The organism is Pannonibacter sp. CBAS1226 (genome assembly GCF_055685825.1).
In genome coordinates this window covers 244,777-264,592 of the sequence record NZ_JBVOUO010000007.1, presented here as the reverse complement: position 1 = coordinate 264,592, position 19,816 = coordinate 244,777, and the positions used below count along the sequence as shown (strand labels likewise).

Below are 19,816 nucleotides of genomic sequence, written 5' to 3'. Positions count from 1 at the left end.
AGGCAAAACGAAGGCCCAATCCTCCTCCGTGCGTCCAAAGTAAACATTGCCTGCTTCCAAGGATGATGCCGCGTTGGCGAGCGCATCCAAATGGCGATGCGCCCGCCAGGGCCATGAGAGGCGGCCCGCTCATGGCTGCATGGCGGAGATGGGATCGTTCAGATCCGGGCGCCGCCGGTCGCATCAATCATCTGGCCGGTCGTCCAGTGCGCGTCGTTCGATGCGAGGAAGGCGATGACGCCGGCGATGTCCTCCGGCTTGCCGACACGTGAGAAAACCGAGAGGGCCTCAGCGCCCGCGCGCGCTTCGGGCGATGCCAGCCACTCGGCATTCATGTCCGTTTCCGTCACACCCGGCAGCACGGCATTGACCGTAATTCCCCGAGGGGCGAACTCAGGTGCCAGCGCCAGTGTCAATGTCTCCAGCGCTCCCTTGGAGGCCGCATAGGCCGGATGGGTCGGCGCTGCAATCCGGGTGAACCCGGTGGACACATTGATGATGCGGCCATTGTCACGAATATGGTCGGCCACTGCCTGGATCAGGAAGAAGGGCGCCTTGTAATTGATGGTCATAACCTCGTCGAAGGCGGCTTCGCTCGTCTGCTTCAAGGGCAGGGCGGGCGCGATGCCGGCGTTGTTCACCAGAATGTCGAGAGCGGCGGAACCCGTCTCGGCACGTGCGGCCTCGCTGAACTGTGCCCAAAGGTTACCGGCCGCCTCCTTGCCCTCCCGCAAGTCAGCCTTGACACCAACCGCCTTCACCCCGAGCGCCTCGATGTCGCGAAGCGTGGCATTGGCCGCATCGGCATTTGCGGTATAGTGCAAGCCGATCAGAGCGGCGCCTTCCTTCGCGAAGGCAAGCGCAACCGCCCGGCCGATGCCGCGTGAACTTCCAGTGATGAGGGCTATCTTATTTTCAAGTCTCTTGGTCATGAATCGCTCCGATGCTAAATTAAATAGCGATCGCTACAATAAGGGCGTGGCGGGGCCTGTCAACAAATTAATAGGGATCACTATTTAATGTCGAATCCGGTTCGCAAACGGGGCAGACCGCGCGCGCTCGATCGCGACGTGGGCCTCGACATCGCGGCTCGCTTGTTCTGGGAACGTGGCTATGAAGGGACCTCAACCGCCGATCTGACGAAGGCCATGGGGATCAATCCGCCGACGCTTTACTCCATGTTCGGCTCAAAGGAGGCGTTGTACCGTCAGGCGCTCGAGTTCAGCATCGCCCGTGAAAGCGGCCGGCGGCTGGAGATCTTGGCGTCTCCTCTTCCAGCTTACGACGCCCTCAGGCTGTATCTCTATGATATCGCTGATGGAGACACTCAGCCCGGCAAGCCGCGAGGTTGCATGGTCTCGACGGCCGTTCTGCAGCATGCGGAAGAAAACGCATCCGTCGCGCAGATGACAGCGGCCTTGCGGGAAGCATCGATGCAGATCCTCAAAACCCGCTTTGACCGGGCCGTCGAGGAACGTGAGCTGCCTGTTGAAACCGACACCGATACGCTGGCGCGCTTTTATGGTGCGATTATCCAAGGCATGTCGGCACAGGCCTGCGATGGCGCTTGCAATGCGCGGCTGAAGCGGCTGATCGATCTCGCACTCACGGCCTGGCCGGGGAGCCGTGGCACCTGAAGAGGAGCCGGGCCCGAGATAACTGTCGAGTTCTATCGCGACCGCGTGCCGCATCAAAGTCAGACCGATGACTGGATCGAACTTTTTGATGACAATCCCGATGCTGCCCTGGCCAGCCTGGGAAGCCCGCGGCGTGATGAGCTGGAGCCGCTGACCGGTGTCTCAGGCCTCTGGACCTCGGATCCTGCGGGAACGGTCATCCTGCTGCGTAAAGACGGGACGCCTTGAGGCTCAGCGATCCGTCACGCGCGCAAAGCTCACACGGAGCCCTATCGACGCCACTGGTCCGGAATGGCTACCTTTTGCAAATGGCTGAGCAGATAGGCATGGGCGGAAGGGGCGGCGGCGATGAGGATGCCGGAGCGCTCGTAGTGTTCGGGCCCACACCCCCACCAGTCGGTTACGATGCCGCCCGCCTCCTGAATGAGAAGGATGCCGGCGGCCGTATCAATGAAGCCGGTCTGCTCGAAATAGCCGCTGAAACGGCCACTGGCGACATAGGCGCAGCAGTTGGCCGCGCTGCCGATGACCCGTACGGCGCCAATTGGCGCGCGGATCGCATCGATCCGGTCATAGGCTCCCGGATAGAGGCTCAGGCCCGGTGCCGGAAGCCCCGTGCCGATGACCATCTGGCCGGTGTCCGCATTGTCGCGGATGGTGAGCTTCTCGCCATTGACGAAGGCGCCGCCGCCGAGGATGGACGTGAACATTTCACCGGTCACCGGATTGTAGACGAGACCGCACAGGGTTCTTGCGCCCTGCCGCAAGGCGATGGTGATTGTATAATCCATGCCATTGAGGAAGTTGGTCGTTCCATCGATCGGGTCCACCAGGAAGCGGCATGCCGTGCTGGCGCCTTCAACAGAGGGAAACTCCTCACCGGTGAAGCTCCAGTCCGGATAACGGCTCAGCAGGTAATCGCGGATCAGGATCTCGGATTGCTCGTCGGCAATGCTGACGAAATCCCCTGGCCCCTTCACCCCGATGTGGAGTGTGCCGCGCTTGTGGAAATAGCCGAGGGTCAGATCTCCCGCGAGGCGCGCGGCTTCTTCCATGTCTGCGAGCACCTTGCCCGCCTCGATCGTCTGCAAGCCGGTGCTCATGCCAGGGCCTCGTAAAGTTTTTCGGGGTCGTCCGTGGTGATCTGATCGGCATTCAATTCGATCAGACGGCGGGCAGCCGCGATTGTCTCTGTCTCGACCGTCCGGATCGTCCAGGCATCAACCTGGCGGCCGGCGGCTTGTACAGCCGCGATCAGATCCGCACCTGCGGCATCGGCTGCAAGCACCAGCTCATAATCCAGATAGATCATCGCTGCATCCGGTGCCGCCTGAAGGGCGCGGGTGATGAAGCTCATGAAGTCCTGCACACTCTTCAGGCCATCAAGCACACCGGGATAGGTCGGGTCGCAGCCGGTCTTCAGTCCCGGCGTCCGGGCGGCGAGAAGGGCAACGGCGCCGGCATCACCACCGGAGAGGATCAGCCGGGAGGCAACCGGTCCGGCTGCCTGCGCAAAATTTGCGGCGGTGCGCTCATCCAGGCAAGACAGGTCTTCCTTGAAATCGAGCTGCAGCAGGGCGTCAGGATGGGCGGGCGCGCGTGCCAGCAGGCCGCAGAGATCTTCGAGAAGCATCACGGTCTCGCCAATCGGCGCGCCATTATTTCCCCTGAGTTCCAGGCTGCGCAGGACTGCGGCACTGGTGTCACGCACCAGTCCGGTCCCCGTGGTGCTGCGTGCCAGATCCAGATCATGCAGGATCGCAAATCCGCGATCAGCATGCACGACGAGATCGACCTCGACGCTGGCGCCAAGCTGCATGGCTTCCATGATCCGCGAGGCCGTGAACTCCGCATCCGTTCCCTTGCGGCGGGCCCTGTGCCATTTCAGCCGGGTGCGGTGGCCGTTTGTGCCGATGTAAAGCGGGTCAGCCATGGGCCGTTGTCCTGTAGATCTGCCGTTCGTTGCGGAAGGCGGCAAAGGCCGAGGGCCTCAGGCCGACAGTCTGCCCTGCCGCGAAGTGATCGGGTGCCGGAACCATGGCTTTCAGCCGGGTGCTATCGGCAAGGACCAGATCGGCAAGGCCATGGGTGCCGAAATCGGTGATGCGATGGATCGTCGCCGGCCCATTCGCGTCTGCGGCAAGGCCAAGGGCTTCGGGCCGCACGGCGAGGGTCGCAGGACCGTCTGCCACCGGCAGCGGCACGCTGAGATCATCATGCATGAACCGGCCGTTGGCCACGACGCCTTCGATGAAATTCATGGAACCGATAAAGCCGGCGACAAATGGCGTCTGCGGGTTCCGGTAGACCACGTCCGGCCGGTCCGCCTGCTCGGTCCGGCCATTGCGCATCACGACAATCCGGTCGGCCATGGACAAGGCCTCGTCCTGCCCGTGAGTGACGAAAAGGGTGGTGATCTTCAGCCGCAGCTGGATATCGCGGACCTCCTCGCGCAGGCGTTCGCGCAGGTGCTGGTCGAGACTGGCGAAAGGCTCGTCGAGCAACAGGATCTTGGGCTCCAGCACCAGGGAACGCGCCAGCGCGACACGCTGCTGCTGCCCGCCTGACAGCTGTGTGGTCATGCGCTTGCCATATCCGGCGAGACCCACCAGTTCGAGCACCGCCTCGACCCTGTCCCGGATCTCGGCCGCAGGCATATGCCGCAGCTTCAACCCGAAGGCCAGATTGTTGAAGACATTCATATGGATCCAGAGCGCATGGCTTTGAAAAACCATCCCGGTGGGGCGCCGCTCGGGGGGAATCCGTGTCACGTCTTCACCGTCGATCGCAATCACGCCCGCGCTCGGCCGCTCAAATCCCCCAACCATGCGCAGCACTGTTGACTTGCCGGAACCGGAGGGCCCCAGCAGGCAGACTAGTTCGCCATCGGCGGCTTCAAGCGAGAAGCCGTCCACGGCGGTGGTTCCGCCGGGAAAGACCTTGGAGATGCCGTTTATGCTGAGAACAGACATTGTTTTTTCCCGAAAGAACCGTTCAGCCGCCGAAGCCGCGGGCGAAGGAGGCACCTCCGATCACCCGGCGGGCGAACATCAGGGCAATGAAGGACGGAACCCAGAGCATGACCGAGAGCACGGCGCCGAACTGGATCACCATCTGGTTGTTGATGAAGCTGATCATCAGCACCGGCATGGTGCGGATGCCGGGGGCGCCGATCAGCCAGGCGCCCTCGGTTTCATAAAAGGTGCTGACAAAGGTGAGGAGCAGGGCTGCTGCGATCGTCGGAGCGGCCTGGGGCAGGGTAACCGACCAGAACACCCGGAATGGCCCCGCGCCAACATCACGCGCCGCTTCCTCCATGCGGCGGTCCACTGCCTGGAAAGCCGCAACGGGAATCCAGATCATGAACATCAGCGTGTTGACGAGCTGGATCAGCGCCACGCCCCAGAAGGTTCCGATCAGGTCGAGCTGCAGGAAGATCGCCGCAATCGCGACCAGCAGGCCGAATTTTGGAAAGGCGTGGCCTGCGAGAAACGAGAAGAACAGGATGTTCCTCAGCGGAAAGCGCATGCGGGCAAAGGCATAGGCCGCGGGCAGGCAGATCACTGCCGATGCGAGTGTCACGACTGCCGAGAGCGTGAGGCTGAGCCGCAAGGCATTCCAGACATCGGAGCGGTTCAGCGTTTGCTCCCAGAAGCGCAGCCCGAATTGCTGAGGCATGACGCTCGGATAGCGCCAGACTTCGGTGAAGGCCCAGACACCGACGACGAGCAGCGGCAGGACAACGGCAATCGTCAGAAGGACGGCGAAGAGAAGGCCTGTTCCATCGAAGGGCGCACGCGGGGCGGTCAGCTTGCTCACGGTCGTCTCACTTTCCCTGGTTGCGGGCGACGGAGCGCACATAGAAGAGCCCGAAGACGAGGCAGATGCTGAATGTGATGACGGCCTGGGTAATGGCCGCTATCGGGTCATTCAGGTCACGGAAGGTGCGCTGCATGAAGGGGCCCATCATTTCCGGGGACGCGGGTCCCAGCAGATAAGGCAGGGTGAAGGCGGAGAAGATGCCGAGGACTGCGAAGGAAAGAGCCACCAGAATGGAATTTCCGATCCGCGGCAGGATGATGTGCCAGAACACGCGCAGGCGGTTTGCCCCCACATCCCGAGCCGCTTCGATGGCCATGTTGCTGACGGATCCGAGCCCGGACAGAAGGATGAGCACGGTCAGGGGGATGTTGTCCCAGACGAGGCCGATGACCGGTCCCCATGGCGTCAGGTAGGGCGTGCGGATTTTCGGCAGTCCGGCACTGTTCAGCAGAAGATCCACCATGCCGTTGGGACCCAGAACACGGATGAAGGCATAGGCCAGGATGATCGATGGCACGAACATCGGCAGGATAGCGAGCGCCTGCACATAAGCGGCGGTCCGGCTGCTGGCGAAACGAAGGTAAAGGGCGATCGGCAGAGACACGGCGAGAAGCAGTGCCGCGCAGACGCCCGTGGTCCAGAGCGTCAGCGACAGGTTGTTGAGGCTGTAGGCATCGGAGAAGAAGAAGATGTAGCTCGACAGGTCAAAGCCCATCTGCCCATCGGCCTGCGGACGCCAGACGGTCCGCCAAAGGGCGCTGAAGATCGGCCAGATGACGAGCCAGCCTGCGAGGAACACAGGCACGGCGACGAGCAGGAGGCCGGCTGGCCCCCTGCTTGCCGGATGGATTTGCCGGACGGGCACGGTCTGTCCGCTCACTGCTGGCGGTTGATGTTCGGTGCCACGTTGCGGTACCAGCCGTCATTGACGGCGGTTTCCCAGGCGCCGGCCGGGAAGGTCGGAATGGAAGCCGGGATGATGTCTGCAAATTTTTCACGCAGCTCAGGGGAAACATAATCCCAGCTGACACCGGGGAAGCCGCCGAGTTCGGTCAGGATGGCGCTCTGGATTTCTTCGGTCAGCACAAAATTGGCAAGCGCGAGGGCCGCATCGCGGTTGCGGCCATTGGCAAGCACCACGGCGCGCGAGAAGTTGCCGCACAGGGCCAGATCCTGCAGCTGCACGATGCCGGTCGTTTCCGGCAGCACGCCATTGTCAATTGCCTGCAGCACCTGGTCCGACCAGACCGGCGTCATGGTGACCACGCCCTGAGCCAGCAACTGGATCGACTGGGTGTTGCCCGAGGAATAGGCGCCGTTGTCATAGAGCGAGGGGGCAATGTCCTTGAGCAGGTCCCAGGCCTTGCCCAGAGCTTCGTTGCCGAAGGCTTCCGTGTAATTGTCCACCCGGAAAGCCTTGGGATCGAGGCCGTTGGCCTGGTGGATGGCGCGGCGGACAAAGTTGCCGCCGGAACCACCCTTGTCCGGACGGTTATAGACGAACTGGCCCGGATTGGCCTTGATCCAGGAAACCAGCGCATCCCAGGTCTTGGGAGCGTCAGCCGGGGACAGCTTGGCGGTGTCATAGGCAAGAAGAACCTGCGAGCCGCGATAGGGCAGGCTGTAATCGCTGTCGATCGCCAGCGGGTTCACCTTCGCATAGTTGGCCAGCCCTGCTTCCTTCATGTTGACATAGAGGCCGGCCTCGATCGCGCCAAGCGGCAGGCGCGGATCGGCATGCTCGAAATAGTCAGCCTGCGGATCGGTCTGTGTCTGCATTGCCGCGATTGCGCGCTCGGCAATGGCCTGGATCCCCGAGTTGTCGCCGGCATCGACGAGGTTCAGCTTCACACCCGCATGCGCGGCCTCGAATGCCGGCTTCACGATGTTGGTCCAGAAATCGAGAATGTTGCTGTCGGCACTGGTGTACCAGTCGATCCGCCCTTCAGCGGCGAAGGACAGTTTCGGCAGCAGCATCATGCCGGCGGCGGAGCCAGCGGAAGAGATCAGAAAGGCGCGACGGTTCATTGTCTTCTCCAATGGCGGCCAGGCAGGAGCACCCGGCACGTGCCGGCGGTCAAACAAACGAGAGGCGGCACAAGCGCCGTTTACGGCAGCCGGCCGGCGCTGCCGTTCGCTCTCCATGAGCCCCGCCCTTCCGGCCCGGAAAGGAGAAGCACCGGCTGCCATCAGAACGGGTTTCTGCATGGCAGGACACCTGACTGCACATGAGTGCAATATGTCCGGCTCCGGCGGTGACTGCCTATCGCGCCAACGCAACGCTTTCATGACAAGATGGCTTTGCACATGTGTGCAAAAATTGGTTCGTCCGCCGGTCTTTGACGGGTCTGGCGCGTCAGAAACGGGTCAAACCCGTGCAGCGCCTGAATAATTTCAGGGCGTGATGGGGCAGCGCCGTAAGGCTTGGTGTCCTGCGCGAGGCATGGAAATCCTGGTGTCAGGCTGGTTTTGCCCGCACGGAACGGCGCCAGACCGGGAGCGGTTCAAAGATGGCGGCCCCGGAACTTTGCCTGCCGGGCAATTCTTCAGGCAATGGTTCGGGCAAGGTCAGCAGATCCACCACATGGCCTGCCATGCGGTCGAGCGGCTGTTCAAAGGTCGTAAGCTGATAGGCTTCCCAGCCCGCCTGTTCGATATTGTCGAAGCCGATGACGCACAGGTCTTCCGGGATCTTCAATCCGAATTCCTGGCGGGCACCGTCCATGAAGCCGAGGGCGAGCAAATCCGTGACGCAGAAGACGCCATCGGGCGAGATGGAGCGGGCAAAGACGCGGCGGGCCGCTTCATAGCCGGAACGGTAGCCTGTCGGGCCCGCCTCAAAGACGGTGACCTCGAGGTTGCAGGCAGAGGCGGCGGCGGTGAAACAGCGCTCACGGGCCAGCAGGCTTGGCGTGCGCGCCTGCGACGTCAGGAGGCCAATTCTCCGGCAGCCTGCGCGCCGGAGCAGGAAGAGGGCTTCTTTGGCTGCCATCCCATTGTCCACGCCGACATTCTGGGCGCCGTGCAAGCCATCGTCGCGGTTGATCAGCACGACCTGCTGGCCGTTGGCGAGCGCCGTATGGACCAGCGACGAAGAGGGGGTGCCGGACAGAACCACAGTCGCATCGGCTCTGTAATGCAGCGTCAGCTTCAGGGCGCGCCCGACGCTTTCCTCGTTGCTTTCCGTGTTGATCACCATGGTGATCTTGCCTGCGGCCTGAAGCTTGCGCGTCAGGCTTTCGAGCATTCCGGCGCGCACGGGCGTCGTCATGTCCGACACGATCAGGCAGACGATGTTGCTGCGCTCGCGCAGCTGCCGGGCCAGGTGATTGACGTGATAGCCAAGGGCTTCGGCGGCTTCCATCACCTTCCGGCGGGTTTCCTCCGAAACGCTGGCGCCGTCGGTGAAGGTGCGTGAGACCGCTGACCGCGACACCCCGGCCCGCTCGGCAACCATCTTTGCGCTGACAAAGACCTTCGGATTGACCTCGCGCATGGTTGCTCCCGCCCAGAAAATCACCGGTCCTTGCGCCAGGCAATCAAACCTGCGCGCGGCTGGACCTCCCGGCACCTGACCCAAAACCGGCGGTCTTTGCAAGTGCGATCAAGGGTGCCGGGATAAGCGCCGCAACCGTGTGACACGATTGCGGCGCAGCGTCTTGTCCTCAGCTCCACTGCGAGGTGGCAGGCAGCCAGAAGACTTCGGAGGCGGAGTCTTCGGAATCGAGCCACAGGAACTCGCAGTCCGGATAATCCTCGTCGAGAATGTCGTGGTCCTCGCCCATTTCGCAGAGCATGCCGCCTTCCGGGTTGAGGTGGGCGCGGCACTCTTCGATGATGCGGCGCACCAGGTCGAGCCCGTCGCCACCGCCGCCGGCCAGCGCCATCTGCGGCTCATGCAGGAATTCGCCCGGCAGCACCTCCATCACCTCCGGGCCCACATAGGGCGGGTTGGTGATGATGAGGTCATAGGTCTTGCCCTTGACGGGGGCGAAGAGGTCGCCCTGCAGCAGGGTGATGCGGTCCTCAAGCCCGTGATCGCGCACGTTCTCGGCCGCAAGGCTCAGGGCCTCGGGCGACAGATCCACCGCATCTACCGCGGCATTGGGGAAGGCATAGGCGGCAAAGATGGCGAGCGAGCCGCCGCCGGTGCAAAGATCCAAAACGGACGTCACCTCATAGGGATCGCCGATGAGGCTCTGGGCCGGCTCCGAGCCGTCGAACAGCGGCGAGCGCAGAAGTTCGGCGATATAGGAGCGCGGCACCAGCGCACGGGCGTCGGACCGGAACGGCAGGCCCAGCAGATAGCTGCGGCCGGTGATATAGGCCGCCGGAAGGCGCTTTTCGATGCGCAGGGCCAGCCGCTCACCCAGCAGCGTCTTTTCCCGTTCTGTCAGGCGAGCGTCCGCAAAGGCGTTGAAGTCGTCAACCGGCAGGTTGAGGCTTTCAAGGATCATGAACACCGCCTCATCCACCGCCGTTGCCGAGCCGTGGCCATAGTAGAGCCCAGCTTCCTGAAAGGCGCTGACGGCAAGCCTCAGTGCATCGCGCAAGGTCACCATCCCGGCCATCTCACGGCGCAGGTCCGGCCTGGTCAGTTCGGCAAAGGGGGCATTCAGCGGGGTGCCTTCGGGCATTGGTGTATCCTTGAGATGAGGCGGCCAGTATCGGGAGCTGGCCTTACAAAACGTTGCCCTGCTCTAGCGCATTTCGGGGGGGAGGGGGAACCGGTTTCCGGTGGGGCTGTGTTTCCGTCCCTGCATTGGGGTGAGGGACGCACAAACACACATCATGTCATCCCGGTTTGGCGCGCAGCGGCAAGACCGGGATCTAGTACGCCCTGTGCAAGGGGAGGGAGCCCCGAGACTACTGGATCCTCGCCTTCGCGGGGATGACAAGAAGAGAGGCTGCGGCAAAAGGCAATCCGCATCTCCACCCACCGCGCCGCCCCGGCCTTGGGCCGGGGCCTGTGATGGGCGCTCCGCCTCTCCACCGTCACTCCGGGCGGAACGCAGTGGAGATCCGGGGACTACTCGTTTGCTGAGAGATGCCACTCTCTCAAGCCGTGCGGCAGGTCATTGACCCCTATATGCTTCACCACTTCCTGCCGGTCATCTGCGCTCTGGAAGCGAGTGGTCCCCGGCTCGAAGGCCGGGGTGACGGCCGAGGGAGCGGAAAGGCAGTGTGTTCCTCACAGGTCCCGGCACGGAGGCCGGGACGGCGTGGAGAGTGGGGCAGGGAAGTCAGGGAAACGATAGATTATGAAATTTTTTCATTTCCAATTCTGCGGCGGAATTTCTTCTTCTGCATCTCCTGCCCTTGATTGCCGCAAAAAACCGTTTAATCCTTTTGCATATTTCGCTGCTGGAGGGCGGTGGATGAGAGGGTGCTTTGTGCGCAGGTGAAAAATTATTTACGCCCGCGGAGGGCGACGCAACGGCTGCGCTGCAGGCGGCGATGGAGGCGGCTGCCGCAAAGGGCGAGGCGCTGCGGCTGGCGGCTGGGCGTCATGCATGCGCCGGGCTGAAGCTGCCTTCGGGGCTTGATCTGCGTTTCAGCGCCGGGGCCGTGCTCGTTTTTGCCGAAAGCTACGAGGCCTATGCGGCCAATGAGGTGGGCATCGAGGCGGAGCAGTCCAGCCGGGCGATGATCACGGCGAAGGATGCGGCGGATATCTCCATCACCGGCCCCGGCCTCATCAGCGCGCCGGGGCCTGCCTATGTGACGGGCCGTCTGGAGGATATGGGCACGCTCGTTCCTGCCGCCTCCCGCCCGCGGGTGATGGTGCTGGAAAACTGCAAGGGCGTGACGCTCGCAGATTTTTCCGTCGAAGCTTCGCCCATGTGGACGCTGCACTTCGTCGAGTGCGAGGGCCTGCGGATCTCCGGCCTGTCGGTCACCAATGATCTGGAAATGCCCAACACCGACGGCATGGTGCTGGATGCCTGCCGGGATGTGCGGGTGGAGCGCTGCCGCATTTCCACCGCTGACGACGGCATCGTGCTGAAGACCAGCGCCCGCCTTGATGGCGCCCCTGCCGGTGCCTGCCGCGATATTGTCGTGGCTGATTGCGACATCGAAAGCCGCAGCTGCGCGCTGAAGCTGGGCACGGAAAGCCACGGCGATTTCGAGAACATCGAGTTCCGCGACTGCCGCATCCTCGGCTCCAACCGGGCGCTTGGCATCTTCTCGCGCGATGGCGGCAAGGTGCGCAACATTGCCTTCCGCCGCATCGGCCTGTCCTGCGAGGAAACGCCGGAGGGCTTCTGGGGCTCGGGCGAGGCGGTGACCATCACCGTGCTGGACCGCCGCCCGCTGGGTACGCCCGGCGGCAAGGCTGCGGGCGATGTGCGCGATGTGGTGTTCGAGGATATTTCCGGGCGCATGGAAGGGGCGGTGAACCTCATCGCCGACAAGCCCGGTGCCATCTCGGGTCTGCGGCTGTCGCGCATCCGTCTGGTGCAGGCTGATGGGGTTTGGCGCGGCCATTATTACGATGTGCGTCCCACCGCCGCCGATCTGGCCCCTTCGCCCGATGCTGCCGGGCGCGCCAATGCCTGGGTGAAGGGCGCCGATGGCAAGGTTATCGGCCTCGTGCCCTATCCGGGCGGCATGCCCGGTCTTTATGCCCACAACGTGGAAGGGCTGGTGCTGGAGGATGTGGTGATCGAGCGCCCGTTGCCGCTGCCGCAGGGATGGCATGCGCAGGAGCAGGTTGTTGTCTCCGGTGCGCCCGCCGTCTGGTCTGTCTACGGTCTTTGAGGAACCTTCGTGAGCAAGCTGATCCGCAAGCTGGACCATCTGCTGTCGCGTTTGCAGCAGAGGATCTACACCCGCACCGGCCACGAGGTGGCCTTGCGCTATTGCGCCGGGTCCTCTGAAACCCGCGCCGCCCTTGTTGCCTCCTCGCGCGAAGACTGGACGCCGGTCAGCCGTGACCTCGTTTGGGGCGAGCCGGATGGCTACTATTGGTTCGGCGGCAGCATCACGCTGCCCGACGAACTGATCGGCCAGCGCCTTGCCGTGCATGTGGAAGCGGCCTTCGGCAGCGTCATGGGCCGGTCCGATCCGCAGTGCCTCGTGCGTGTCAACGGCCGCATCGTCCAGGGCGTGGATGGCAACCACCGGGAGTTCCCGCTGACCGAGGAGGCCCGTCCCGGCGAGGCCTTCGATATCCTCATCGAGGCCGGAACCATCGAGGACCGGCGCCAGCTCGGGTTTGCTTGCCATCTGGTCCGCCATGACCTCGATGTTGAGGAAACCTATTACGACCTGCGGGTGCCGCTCGATGTGGCGCGGTTGCTGGCGGAGGATGATCCGCGCCGCTCCTTCATCCTGCGCCAGCTGGATGCGGCGGTGGATGCGATTGATCTGCGCCCTGGCAACGACGCCCGCTTCCGCGCCTCGCTGGCGCTGGCCCGCTATCACGCGGGCGAAATTTATGCGGCTCAGGATTTCGAGCAAAAGCCCGTCATCACCGCCACCGGCCACACCCATATCGACGTGGCCTGGCTGTGGCGGGTGCGCGAGACGCGGCAGAAGATGGCGCGCTCCATGGCCACCGCGATGACGCTGATGGACGAGTTCCCCGACTATCAGTTCATGTACAACCAGTGCGTCCTGCTCGACTATCTGGCGCAGGATTATCCCGAACTGGCGCAGCGCATTGCGTCACGCGTTCAGGAAGGCCGTTTCGAGATCGAGGGCGCGCTCTGGCTGGAGCCGGATGTGAACATTTCCAGCGGCGAGTCGCTGGTGCGGCATATCCTTTATGGCGTGCGCTATCACGAACAGACCTATGGCGTGCGCCCGCGCATGGTATGGCTGCCGGACACCTTTGGTTATTCCGCCGCCCTGCCGCAGATCATGCAGCGGGCGGGGCTGGACACTTTCGTCACGCACAAGCTGTCGTGGAACGACACCAACCGCATGCCGGAGGAGAGCCTGTTCTGGCAGGGCATCGACGGCACCAAGGTTGCCGCCTATTTCCTGACGACGCAGCCGTATGACTCCAAGAGCATCGGCACGACCTACTGTCCCAACCTGAAGCCCACCCATGTGATGGGCACCTGGCGGCGGCACGGGCAGCAGCATCTCAGCAAGGAGCTGTTCCTCGTCTATGGCCATGGCGATGGCGGCGGCGGGCCGACGCGGGAGATGCTGCACAACATCCGCCGCATGGAACGCGGCATTCCCGGCTGCCCGAAGATGGAACATGCGCCCATGCGCCCCTTCTTCGAGCGGCTGCTGAAGCGCATGGCGGACAATCCGGAGAACTATCCCACCTGGGTGGGTGAACTCTATCTGGAGTTTCACCGCGGCACGCTGACTTCCGTTGCCCGCAACAAGCGCAGCAACCGGCTGGCGGAAACCGCGCTGCGGGAACTGGAGCTGCTGGCTGTTCTGGCGGCGCAGCATGGCGAGGCCTATCCGGCGGCAGAGCTGCGCCGCCTGTGGGACATTGTGATGCTGAACCAGTTCCACGACATCCTGCCCGGCTCTTCCATCGGCGCGGTCTATGAGGACAGCGATGCAGACTATGCGCGCCTGTTCTCGGCTGCGGATGAGCTGAGAGCCCGCTTGCTTGCGGCGCTGCCGGGTGAGGGGGCGCAGGTGTTCAATCCCTCGGGCACGGCACGCGGCGGGCTGGTGATGATGCCGGATGCCGGCGGCCTCATTTCAGGTCAGGCTATCGTGCATGCCGATGGTTCGGCGGCTCATGCGGTGCGCGTCGAGGCCCTGCCGCCGCTGGCGCTTGCCGGCCTGGAGGCCCACACGGCCCCTGCGCCGCTGGACGGTCTGGACGTCTCGCCGGAGCGGCTTGCCAATGAGCATGTCGAGGTGCTGTTCGATGAGGCTGGCCGCATGGTGTCGCTCCTCGACCGCAAGACCGGACGGCAGGTGCTGAAGGCGGGCGCCAAAGCCAACCGGCTGCAGGCCTTCCGCGACATGCCGGCCGAATATGATGCCTGGGACATTGATGCCGATTTCGAGGATCAGGTCTTCGAGATCGATGATCTTGTCTCGGCAGAGGTGGTGGAGCGCGGCCCCTTGCGGGCGGCCATCCGGTTTGAATGGCGCTATGAATCCTCGCGCATCGTGCAGGTCATCTCGCTGGAGGCTGGCGCCCGGCAGGTGGAGGTGGATTGCTTCATCGGCTGGCACGAGCACAGCACGCTGGTGAAGGCAGCCTTCCCGCTGGCGCTCAACACGGCGGCCATTGATGCGGAGATCCAGTTCGGCCACGTGCGCCGCGCCACCCACCGCAACACCTCCTGGGACAAGGCCCGCTTCGAGTGTTCCATGCAGCGCTGGATCGATGTCAGCGAGCCGGACTTTGGGGCCGCCTTCCTCAATGATTGCAAATACGGCTATGACGCGATCGGCAGTGATGTGCGGCTGACGCTGCTGCGCTCGCCCACCTGGCCCTGGGCAGAGGCCGATCAGGGCGCGCATCACCTGCGCTATGCGGTGATGCTGCATGATGGGGACAAGGTGGCGGTGCATCAGGCGGCGGAGGCTTTCAATCTGCCGCTGCGCTTCGTTCCTGCTGCGGATGCTGCCGCTGGCGGCTCTGCTGCCATGCCTTTCACGCTGGAGGGCGAGGGCGTCTGCATCGAGGCAGTGAAACAGGCCGAGGATGGTGATGCCATCATCCTGCGCCTGTGGGAGGTTTCCGGCACCCGCCGCAAGGCGCGGCTGCGGCTGGACCCTGCCATCGCCGCCGTGTCGCGTACGGACCTTCTGGAGCGCGAGCCTGAAGCCCTGACGGTGGAGGAGGGCTCTGTCAGTCTCTCGTTTGCGCCGTTTGAAATCCTGACGCTCAGCCTGTCTCGAAGCGCTGTTGCAAACTCTTCAATGCCGAGCCTGACATGACCCAGCCGCTGTACGAGTTCACCCGCCGCATCACCGAGTTTCCGGAAGGCGAGAAGTCTTTCATCGAAATTCCCTTTACCGTCGATGACAGCATCGAGCGGATCGAGGTCAGTTATGTGTTCCCGGCCGGCAGTGGCGGCAGTGTCATCGACATTGGCCTTGCCCAGAATGGCCGCATGCGTGGCTGGTCGGGCTCCGAGCGCGGCCATGTGCATGTGGCAGCTGACAGGGCGACGCCGGGCTATGATCTTGGGGCCTTGCCGGGCCGCTGGGATGTGGTGCTGGGCATCGTGAAGATCGGCCCCAACTGCTACACGGACCTGCGCGTGCGCCTCGTGCCCAAGCGCAGGACATGGCTGGTGGGCGACATTCACAGCCATTCGGAACATTCCGACGGCGGCGTCACGGTGCTGGATGCGATCCACCGCGCCCGCGCCTCGCGGCTCGATTTCGTCGCCATCACCGACCACAACACCGTGTCGCAGAACATCATCCGTCCGGATGATCCGGACATTCTGGTGATCCCGGCGATGGAACTGACCTCTTTCTACGGCCACACCAACTTCTTCGGGCTGGAGCGGCCGGTGGAGGACTGGCGCTGCCGCTCGCCGCAGGATGTGGCGGAGAAGATGGCCGAAGCCCGCTCCAAGGGCGCAACGGTGGTGATCAACCATCCCTTCCAGAACTCCGATGGCGGGCGCTGGCAGGCCGGTTTTGATGTGGCCTTTGACGCCATGGAAATCTGGAACGGCAACTGGACGCCGATGAACCAGCAGGCCATTGATTTCTGGCAGGAGCTGCTTTGTGCAGGACGCCGGATTCCGGTGACGGCGGGCAGTGACTTCCACCTCAAGAACCGCCGCCGCCACGGCCATCCCTCCAACCGTCTTCTGGCGGAAAGTCACACGGTCGCGGGCATTCTGGAGGCGATCCGTGCGGGGCGCAATGTGGTGGCGGCAGGCCCTGATGACCGCATGGCAAAGCCTGCGGACGAAGCCGGGCCGCAATTCGGCGAAGAAGCAAGGGCCGGGCAGAAACTGGCCACCAGCTTCACCGGCCTTGCAGCCGGAGACGAGTTGCGGGTGATCACGGACAAGGGCGTCGTGGAGGCTTTGTCCCCGGACGGGGCCACGTTGACCCACGAAACGGCTTTCGCCAGCCGGTTCCTGCGCTACGAGATCTGGAACGGCGGCGAGCCACGGCTCTTCACCAATCCCTATTACGCAGGCTGAAAGCCGCAAGCGCTGCTGTGTGCTCTGGGAGGAGCTGGCATGGAGAAGAAGACGCCGGGTAAGGTCGGCATCAAGGATGTGTCGCAGGAGGCGGGTGTTGCGCTCAGCACTGTCTCGCATGTGCTCAACGGCACGGCGCCGATCAGCGCCGAGGTGCGTGCCCGCGTGCTGGATGCAGCCCGCAGGCTCGGGTATCTGGCCAAGCGCCAGCAGAAGGGGGCGATTGCCTCGCTCTCGACGCTCTATCTCGCGGTGCCCAACGCCAATCTGCCGCATGTGAACACCAACCTCTTTTCCTGGACGATGCTCTCCGGCCTCACACGGGAGTGCGAGCGCCGGGCCATCAAGCTGGTGCCGCATGCCAGCGAAGGGGATCTGAGTGCGCCGGAGATCATTGCCGGGGCGCGGGCCTGCGGTGCCGATGGCATCATTCTGGTGCATGACCACACACCACGCCTGATCAAGGGGCTGGCCGCGTCCGGCATCGCCACGGTGCTGCTCAATGGCGATGATCCCTCCATGTCCATCGACACGGTGGTGCCGTCCAACCGCTATGGCGCGCGGCTTGCGGCGGACTGGCTGCTGTCGCGCGGGCATCAGCGCATCCTGCATCTCACCTGGCGTGGCCGCAGCACCATCCGCCGCCGTCTGGACGGGGTGCGAGACGCCCTGCTGGCCCGGGACCTTTCGCCCGATGCCTGCGAGGTGCTCTACGCCGATGGTTATGAACCCGGTCACGGGGAGGCGGCGCTGTCACGCTTCATCGCAGCCCGGGGCGGCTTGGGCGGCAATACGGCCATCTTCTGCGCGGCCGACAATCTCGCCATCGGTGCGCTCAATGCGTTGCGCGCTGCCGGCATCAGCGTCCCCGGGGAGGTCAGCGTCATCGGCTTTGACGGCGTGACCATCGGCGAGCTGACTACGCCGCCACTGGCAACCGTCCGGGTGCCGCTGGACCATCTGGCCGCTGCCGCCGTTCAGACGCTCGAGAACCGTCTTGCCGTGCACGCACCCGATTTTCCGCCCGTCCGGATCGAACTGGCCTGCCAGCTCATTATCCGTGAAAGTGCCAGGGAAGCCTCGAGTAGATGAAAATATTTTTGTTCTTGAAATTGTACTTTCAATGCGGGATCGTCTCCTTCGTCAAGTTTATCAGAAGCTAATCTGCTGTGTTGATGGTTGCGCTTCTGGCTCTGGGAGGAGATTGATATGGGGGTTCGTAAAAATATTTTCACTTCACTGGCGGTGATCTTACTGGCAGGCTCTGCCATCAGTTCCGCCCATGCTTTCCAGGAAGCGCCGATGCTGGAAGCACTTGTGAAGGAGGGCAAGCTGCCGCCGGTGGATCAGCGCCTGCCGGAGACACCGGCGGTGATCGAAGCTGCTGAGGTTGGCCAGTATGGCGGCAACTGGCAGCGCGCCTACAAGGGGCCGGGCGACCGCTGGGGCCCGACCAAGCTCATGGAAGAGCGCGTGGTGAAGTGGGGCCAGAAGACCGGCGGCCCGCTGGAACTGGTGCCGGGCTATATCTCGTCCTATTCGGTCAGCGAGGATTCGCGCGAGTTCACCTTCTCCCTGCTGAAGGGGCTGAAGTGGTCGGATGGCGAGCCGGTGACCACGGAAGACGTGCGCTTCTGGTATGAGGATGTCTATCTCAACAAGGACATTCTGGCCGAGATCGACCAGACGCTGGCCCCCGGCGGCAAGCCGATGAAGCTGGAGATCATCGACGAGCAGACCTTCAAGGTCAGCTTCGAGGATCCTTATGTCTATTTCCTTGAAATCCTCGCCAAGGACTCCACCGGCAACCCGAGCCTTGACCGCCCGAGCTTCCTGTTTCCGAAGCACTATCTGAAGCAGTTCAACAACAAATATGCCTCCGAAGAGGAGCTGAAGGCGGCGGCTGCGAAGTTCGGCGCCGAAAAGTGGAGCGACCTGTGGGGCTCGCGCGGGGCGGCAACCGCCTGGTGGCAGAACCCGGACCTGCCGGTGATCACCGCCTGGAAGATCGAGACCCCGGCTCCGGCCGAGATCGTGACCATGGTCCGCAACCCCTATTATTACGCCGTCGATCAGGCCGGTAACCAGCTGCCCTATATCGACCGCATCACCCACAAGCTGTTCAACGATCAGGAAGCCTTCAACCTGATGATCGTGCAGGGCCAGATCGACATGCAGATGCGCTATGTCGAGCCGCAGGACTTCACCTTCTACAAGGAGAACGAGGCCAAGGGGAATTATACGGTCCGCCGCTGGACGCAGGCCCAGACCTGGGCGCTGGTGCCGAACCTCACCGTCAAGGATGAAGTGCTGCGCGGGCTGTTCGAAACGCCCGAAGTCCGGCAGGCACTCAGCGTTTCCATCGACCGCGAGACGGTGAACGAGCTGATTTTCTCCGGTCTTGCCGAGCCCCGTCAGGCCTCTCCCGTCACCGGGTCGCCGAATTTCGATCCGGAGCTGGAAACGCACTGGGCCGAGTATGATCCCGATCTGGCCAACGAGCTGCTGGACAAGGCCGGTCTCGACAAGCGCGATGCCCAGGGCTTCCGCCTGCGCCCGGATGGCAAGCGCCTGTCCATCGTTGTCGAAATGCAGCATGCCAATGGTCCCAAGACCATGGAAATCATCGCTGCCAATTTCAAGGATATCGGTGTCGAGCTGCTGCCGCGCATCATCGACCGGACCCAGTGGGACGCGAACCGCGACAACAATGACTTCCAGATGCAGTGGTATCCCTTCGACCGCCTGTCGGTCGTGGCGGCTGACCCGCGCATCATGATGGGCAATGATTCCTACGCCAACCAGTATTACATCTGGTACTCGACCAAGGGTGCCTCGGGCATCGAGCCGCCTGCAGATCACGCGATCCGCAAGCTCTTCGAGGATTGGGACAAGGCGGCCAAGGCTGCGAGCCGCGCCGAAGCCGATGGCGCACTCAATGACCTGATCAAGACCTTCGTCACGCAGGGCTGGGTCATTGGCGTGGTCGGGGAGCTGCCTGCCATCACCATCGTGAAGAACAACTTCATGAACTTCCCCGATGACCTCATCGAGGATGACATCACCCGCGGCATTGGTCTGGGTGTGACCCAGCAGATGTGGATGAAGCAGTAGCATCTGCGGCTGCAACGTTCAGACCGGCGCCCCCGATGCCGAAGGGCAGGGAGCGCCGGATCCGGTCAATCTGAAATCCTGTTCCCGCCCGCGCGGCGCACCGCCGGCCTTCACCCCCGAGGCTGCGTGCGGAAC

General features: G+C 63.3%; 15 protein-coding genes. 6 read left to right on the top strand and 9 right to left on the bottom strand.

Annotated features, from left to right (window positions below; all coding sequences use genetic code 11):
• Nucleotides 1-158 precede the first annotated feature (158 nt).
• Entirely contained in the window at nt 159-932 is a 774-nt protein-coding gene (locus AC0CMF_RS19535) for an SDR family oxidoreductase (RefSeq protein WP_374630173.1), read from the bottom strand.
• 87 nt (nt 933-1,019) lie between these two features.
• On the opposite strand from AC0CMF_RS19535, the gene AC0CMF_RS19530 reads away from it, so the two are divergent.
• Complete coding sequence (locus AC0CMF_RS19530; RefSeq protein WP_050472287.1) at nt 1,020-1,637, top strand: TetR/AcrR family transcriptional regulator; 618 nt, start codon at nt 1,020-1,022, stop codon at nt 1,635-1,637.
• Between the two features lie 269 nt (nt 1,638-1,906).
• On the opposite strand, the gene AC0CMF_RS19525 is transcribed toward AC0CMF_RS19530, so the two are convergent.
• From AC0CMF_RS19525 to prmB, 8 genes are all read right to left on the bottom strand, one after another.
• Nucleotides 1,907-2,740, bottom strand: coding sequence for an inositol monophosphatase family protein (locus tag AC0CMF_RS19525; RefSeq protein ID WP_374630174.1), 834 nt, complete (start codon nt 2,738-2,740; stop codon nt 1,907-1,909).
• Nucleotides 2,737-3,570, bottom strand: a complete 834-nt coding sequence (locus tag AC0CMF_RS19520) for a glycerophosphodiester phosphodiesterase (RefSeq protein WP_374630175.1) — start codon at nt 3,568-3,570, stop codon at nt 2,737-2,739. Before AC0CMF_RS19520 ends, AC0CMF_RS19525 begins: the two co-directional genes overlap by 4 nt.
• Nucleotides 3,563-4,609, bottom strand: a complete 1,047-nt coding sequence (locus AC0CMF_RS19515) for an ABC transporter ATP-binding protein (RefSeq protein ID WP_374630176.1) — start codon at nt 4,607-4,609, stop codon at nt 3,563-3,565. The genes AC0CMF_RS19520 and AC0CMF_RS19515 overlap by 8 nt, the downstream gene beginning before the upstream one ends.
• Before the next feature lie 22 nt (nt 4,610-4,631).
• Nucleotides 4,632-5,498 (bottom strand): ABC transporter permease, encoded by an 867-nt coding sequence (locus AC0CMF_RS19510; protein WP_050472291.1) that lies wholly within the window; start codon nt 5,496-5,498, stop codon nt 4,632-4,634.
• A complete protein-coding gene (locus tag AC0CMF_RS19505) occupies nt 5,464-6,339 on the bottom strand; it encodes an ABC transporter permease (protein WP_050472293.1) in 876 nt (291 codons plus the stop codon). Before AC0CMF_RS19505 ends, AC0CMF_RS19510 begins: the two co-directional genes overlap by 35 nt.
• A complete protein-coding gene (locus tag AC0CMF_RS19500; RefSeq protein WP_050472295.1) occupies nt 6,336-7,487 on the bottom strand; it encodes an extracellular solute-binding protein in 1,152 nt (383 codons plus the stop codon). Before AC0CMF_RS19500 ends, AC0CMF_RS19505 begins: the two co-directional genes overlap by 4 nt.
• A 430-nt stretch (nt 7,488-7,917) precedes the next feature.
• Nucleotides 7,918-8,955, bottom strand: a complete 1,038-nt coding sequence (locus AC0CMF_RS19495) for a LacI family DNA-binding transcriptional regulator (RefSeq protein WP_050472296.1) — start codon at nt 8,953-8,955, stop codon at nt 7,918-7,920.
• Between the two features lie 169 nt (nt 8,956-9,124).
• The gene (gene prmB / locus AC0CMF_RS19490) at nt 9,125-10,096 is read right to left on the bottom strand and encodes a 50S ribosomal protein L3 N(5)-glutamine methyltransferase (RefSeq protein WP_374630177.1); all 972 of its coding nucleotides are present in this window, start codon (nt 10,094-10,096) and stop codon (nt 9,125-9,127) included.
• Between the two features lie 754 nt (nt 10,097-10,850).
• On the opposite strand from prmB, the gene pglB reads away from it, so the two are divergent.
• The 5 genes from pglB (at nt 10,851) to AC0CMF_RS19465 (ending at nt 19,681) form a co-directional block, all read left to right on the top strand.
• Entirely contained in the window at nt 10,851-12,221 is a 1,371-nt protein-coding gene (gene pglB / locus AC0CMF_RS19485; RefSeq protein WP_374630178.1) for a polygalacturonase PglB, read from the top strand.
• Between the two features lie 9 nt (nt 12,222-12,230).
• Entirely contained in the window at nt 12,231-15,335 is a 3,105-nt protein-coding gene (locus AC0CMF_RS19480) for an alpha-mannosidase (protein ID WP_374630179.1), read from the top strand.
• A complete protein-coding gene (locus AC0CMF_RS19475) occupies nt 15,332-16,567 on the top strand; it encodes a CehA/McbA family metallohydrolase (protein ID WP_374630180.1) in 1,236 nt (411 codons plus the stop codon). Before AC0CMF_RS19480 ends, AC0CMF_RS19475 begins: the two co-directional genes overlap by 4 nt.
• 39 nt (nt 16,568-16,606) lie before the next feature.
• Entirely contained in the window at nt 16,607-17,659 is a 1,053-nt protein-coding gene (locus AC0CMF_RS19470; RefSeq protein ID WP_374630181.1) for a LacI family DNA-binding transcriptional regulator, read from the top strand.
• A gap of 117 nt (nt 17,660-17,776) precedes the next feature.
• Nucleotides 17,777-19,681 carry an ABC transporter substrate-binding protein gene (locus AC0CMF_RS19465; protein WP_374630182.1) on the top strand — a complete coding sequence of 635 codons (1,905 nt, stop codon included), beginning with the start codon at nt 17,777-17,779 and terminating at the stop codon, nt 19,679-19,681.
• Nucleotides 19,682-19,816 lie beyond the last annotated feature (135 nt).

Excerpts from the sequence above, each read along its gene's own strand:
- AC0CMF_RS19520 (WP_374630175.1), bottom strand. The coding sequence starts at position 3,570 with ATGGCTGACCCGCTTTACATCGGCACAAACGGCCACCGCACCCGGCTG.
- prmB (WP_374630177.1), bottom strand. The coding sequence starts at position 10,096 with ATGCCCGAAGGCACCCCGCTGAATGCCCCCTTTGCCGAACTGACCAGG.
- AC0CMF_RS19475 (WP_374630180.1), top strand. The coding sequence starts at position 15,332 with ATGACCCAGCCGCTGTACGAGTTCACCCGCCGCATCACCGAGTTTCCG.
- AC0CMF_RS19500 (WP_050472295.1), bottom strand. The coding sequence starts at position 7,487 with ATGAACCGTCGCGCCTTTCTGATCTCTTCCGCTGGCTCCGCCGCCGGC.
- AC0CMF_RS19530 (WP_050472287.1), top strand. The coding sequence starts at position 1,020 with ATGTCGAATCCGGTTCGCAAACGGGGCAGACCGCGCGCGCTCGATCGC.
- AC0CMF_RS19515 (WP_374630176.1), bottom strand. The coding sequence starts at position 4,609 with ATGTCTGTTCTCAGCATAAACGGCATCTCCAAGGTCTTTCCCGGCGGA.
- AC0CMF_RS19525 (WP_374630174.1), bottom strand. The coding sequence starts at position 2,740 with ATGAGCACCGGCTTGCAGACGATCGAGGCGGGCAAGGTGCTCGCAGAC.
- AC0CMF_RS19470 (WP_374630181.1), top strand. The coding sequence starts at position 16,607 with ATGGAGAAGAAGACGCCGGGTAAGGTCGGCATCAAGGATGTGTCGCAG.
- AC0CMF_RS19535 (WP_374630173.1), bottom strand. The coding sequence starts at position 932 with ATGACCAAGAGACTTGAAAATAAGATAGCCCTCATCACTGGAAGTTCA.
- AC0CMF_RS19465 (WP_374630182.1), top strand. The coding sequence starts at position 17,777 with ATGGGGGTTCGTAAAAATATTTTCACTTCACTGGCGGTGATCTTACTG.
- AC0CMF_RS19510 (WP_050472291.1), bottom strand. The coding sequence starts at position 5,498 with ATGTGCGCTCCGTCGCCCGCAACCAGGGAAAGTGAGACGACCGTGAGC.
- AC0CMF_RS19495 (WP_050472296.1), bottom strand. The coding sequence starts at position 8,955 with ATGCGCGAGGTCAATCCGAAGGTCTTTGTCAGCGCAAAGATGGTTGCC.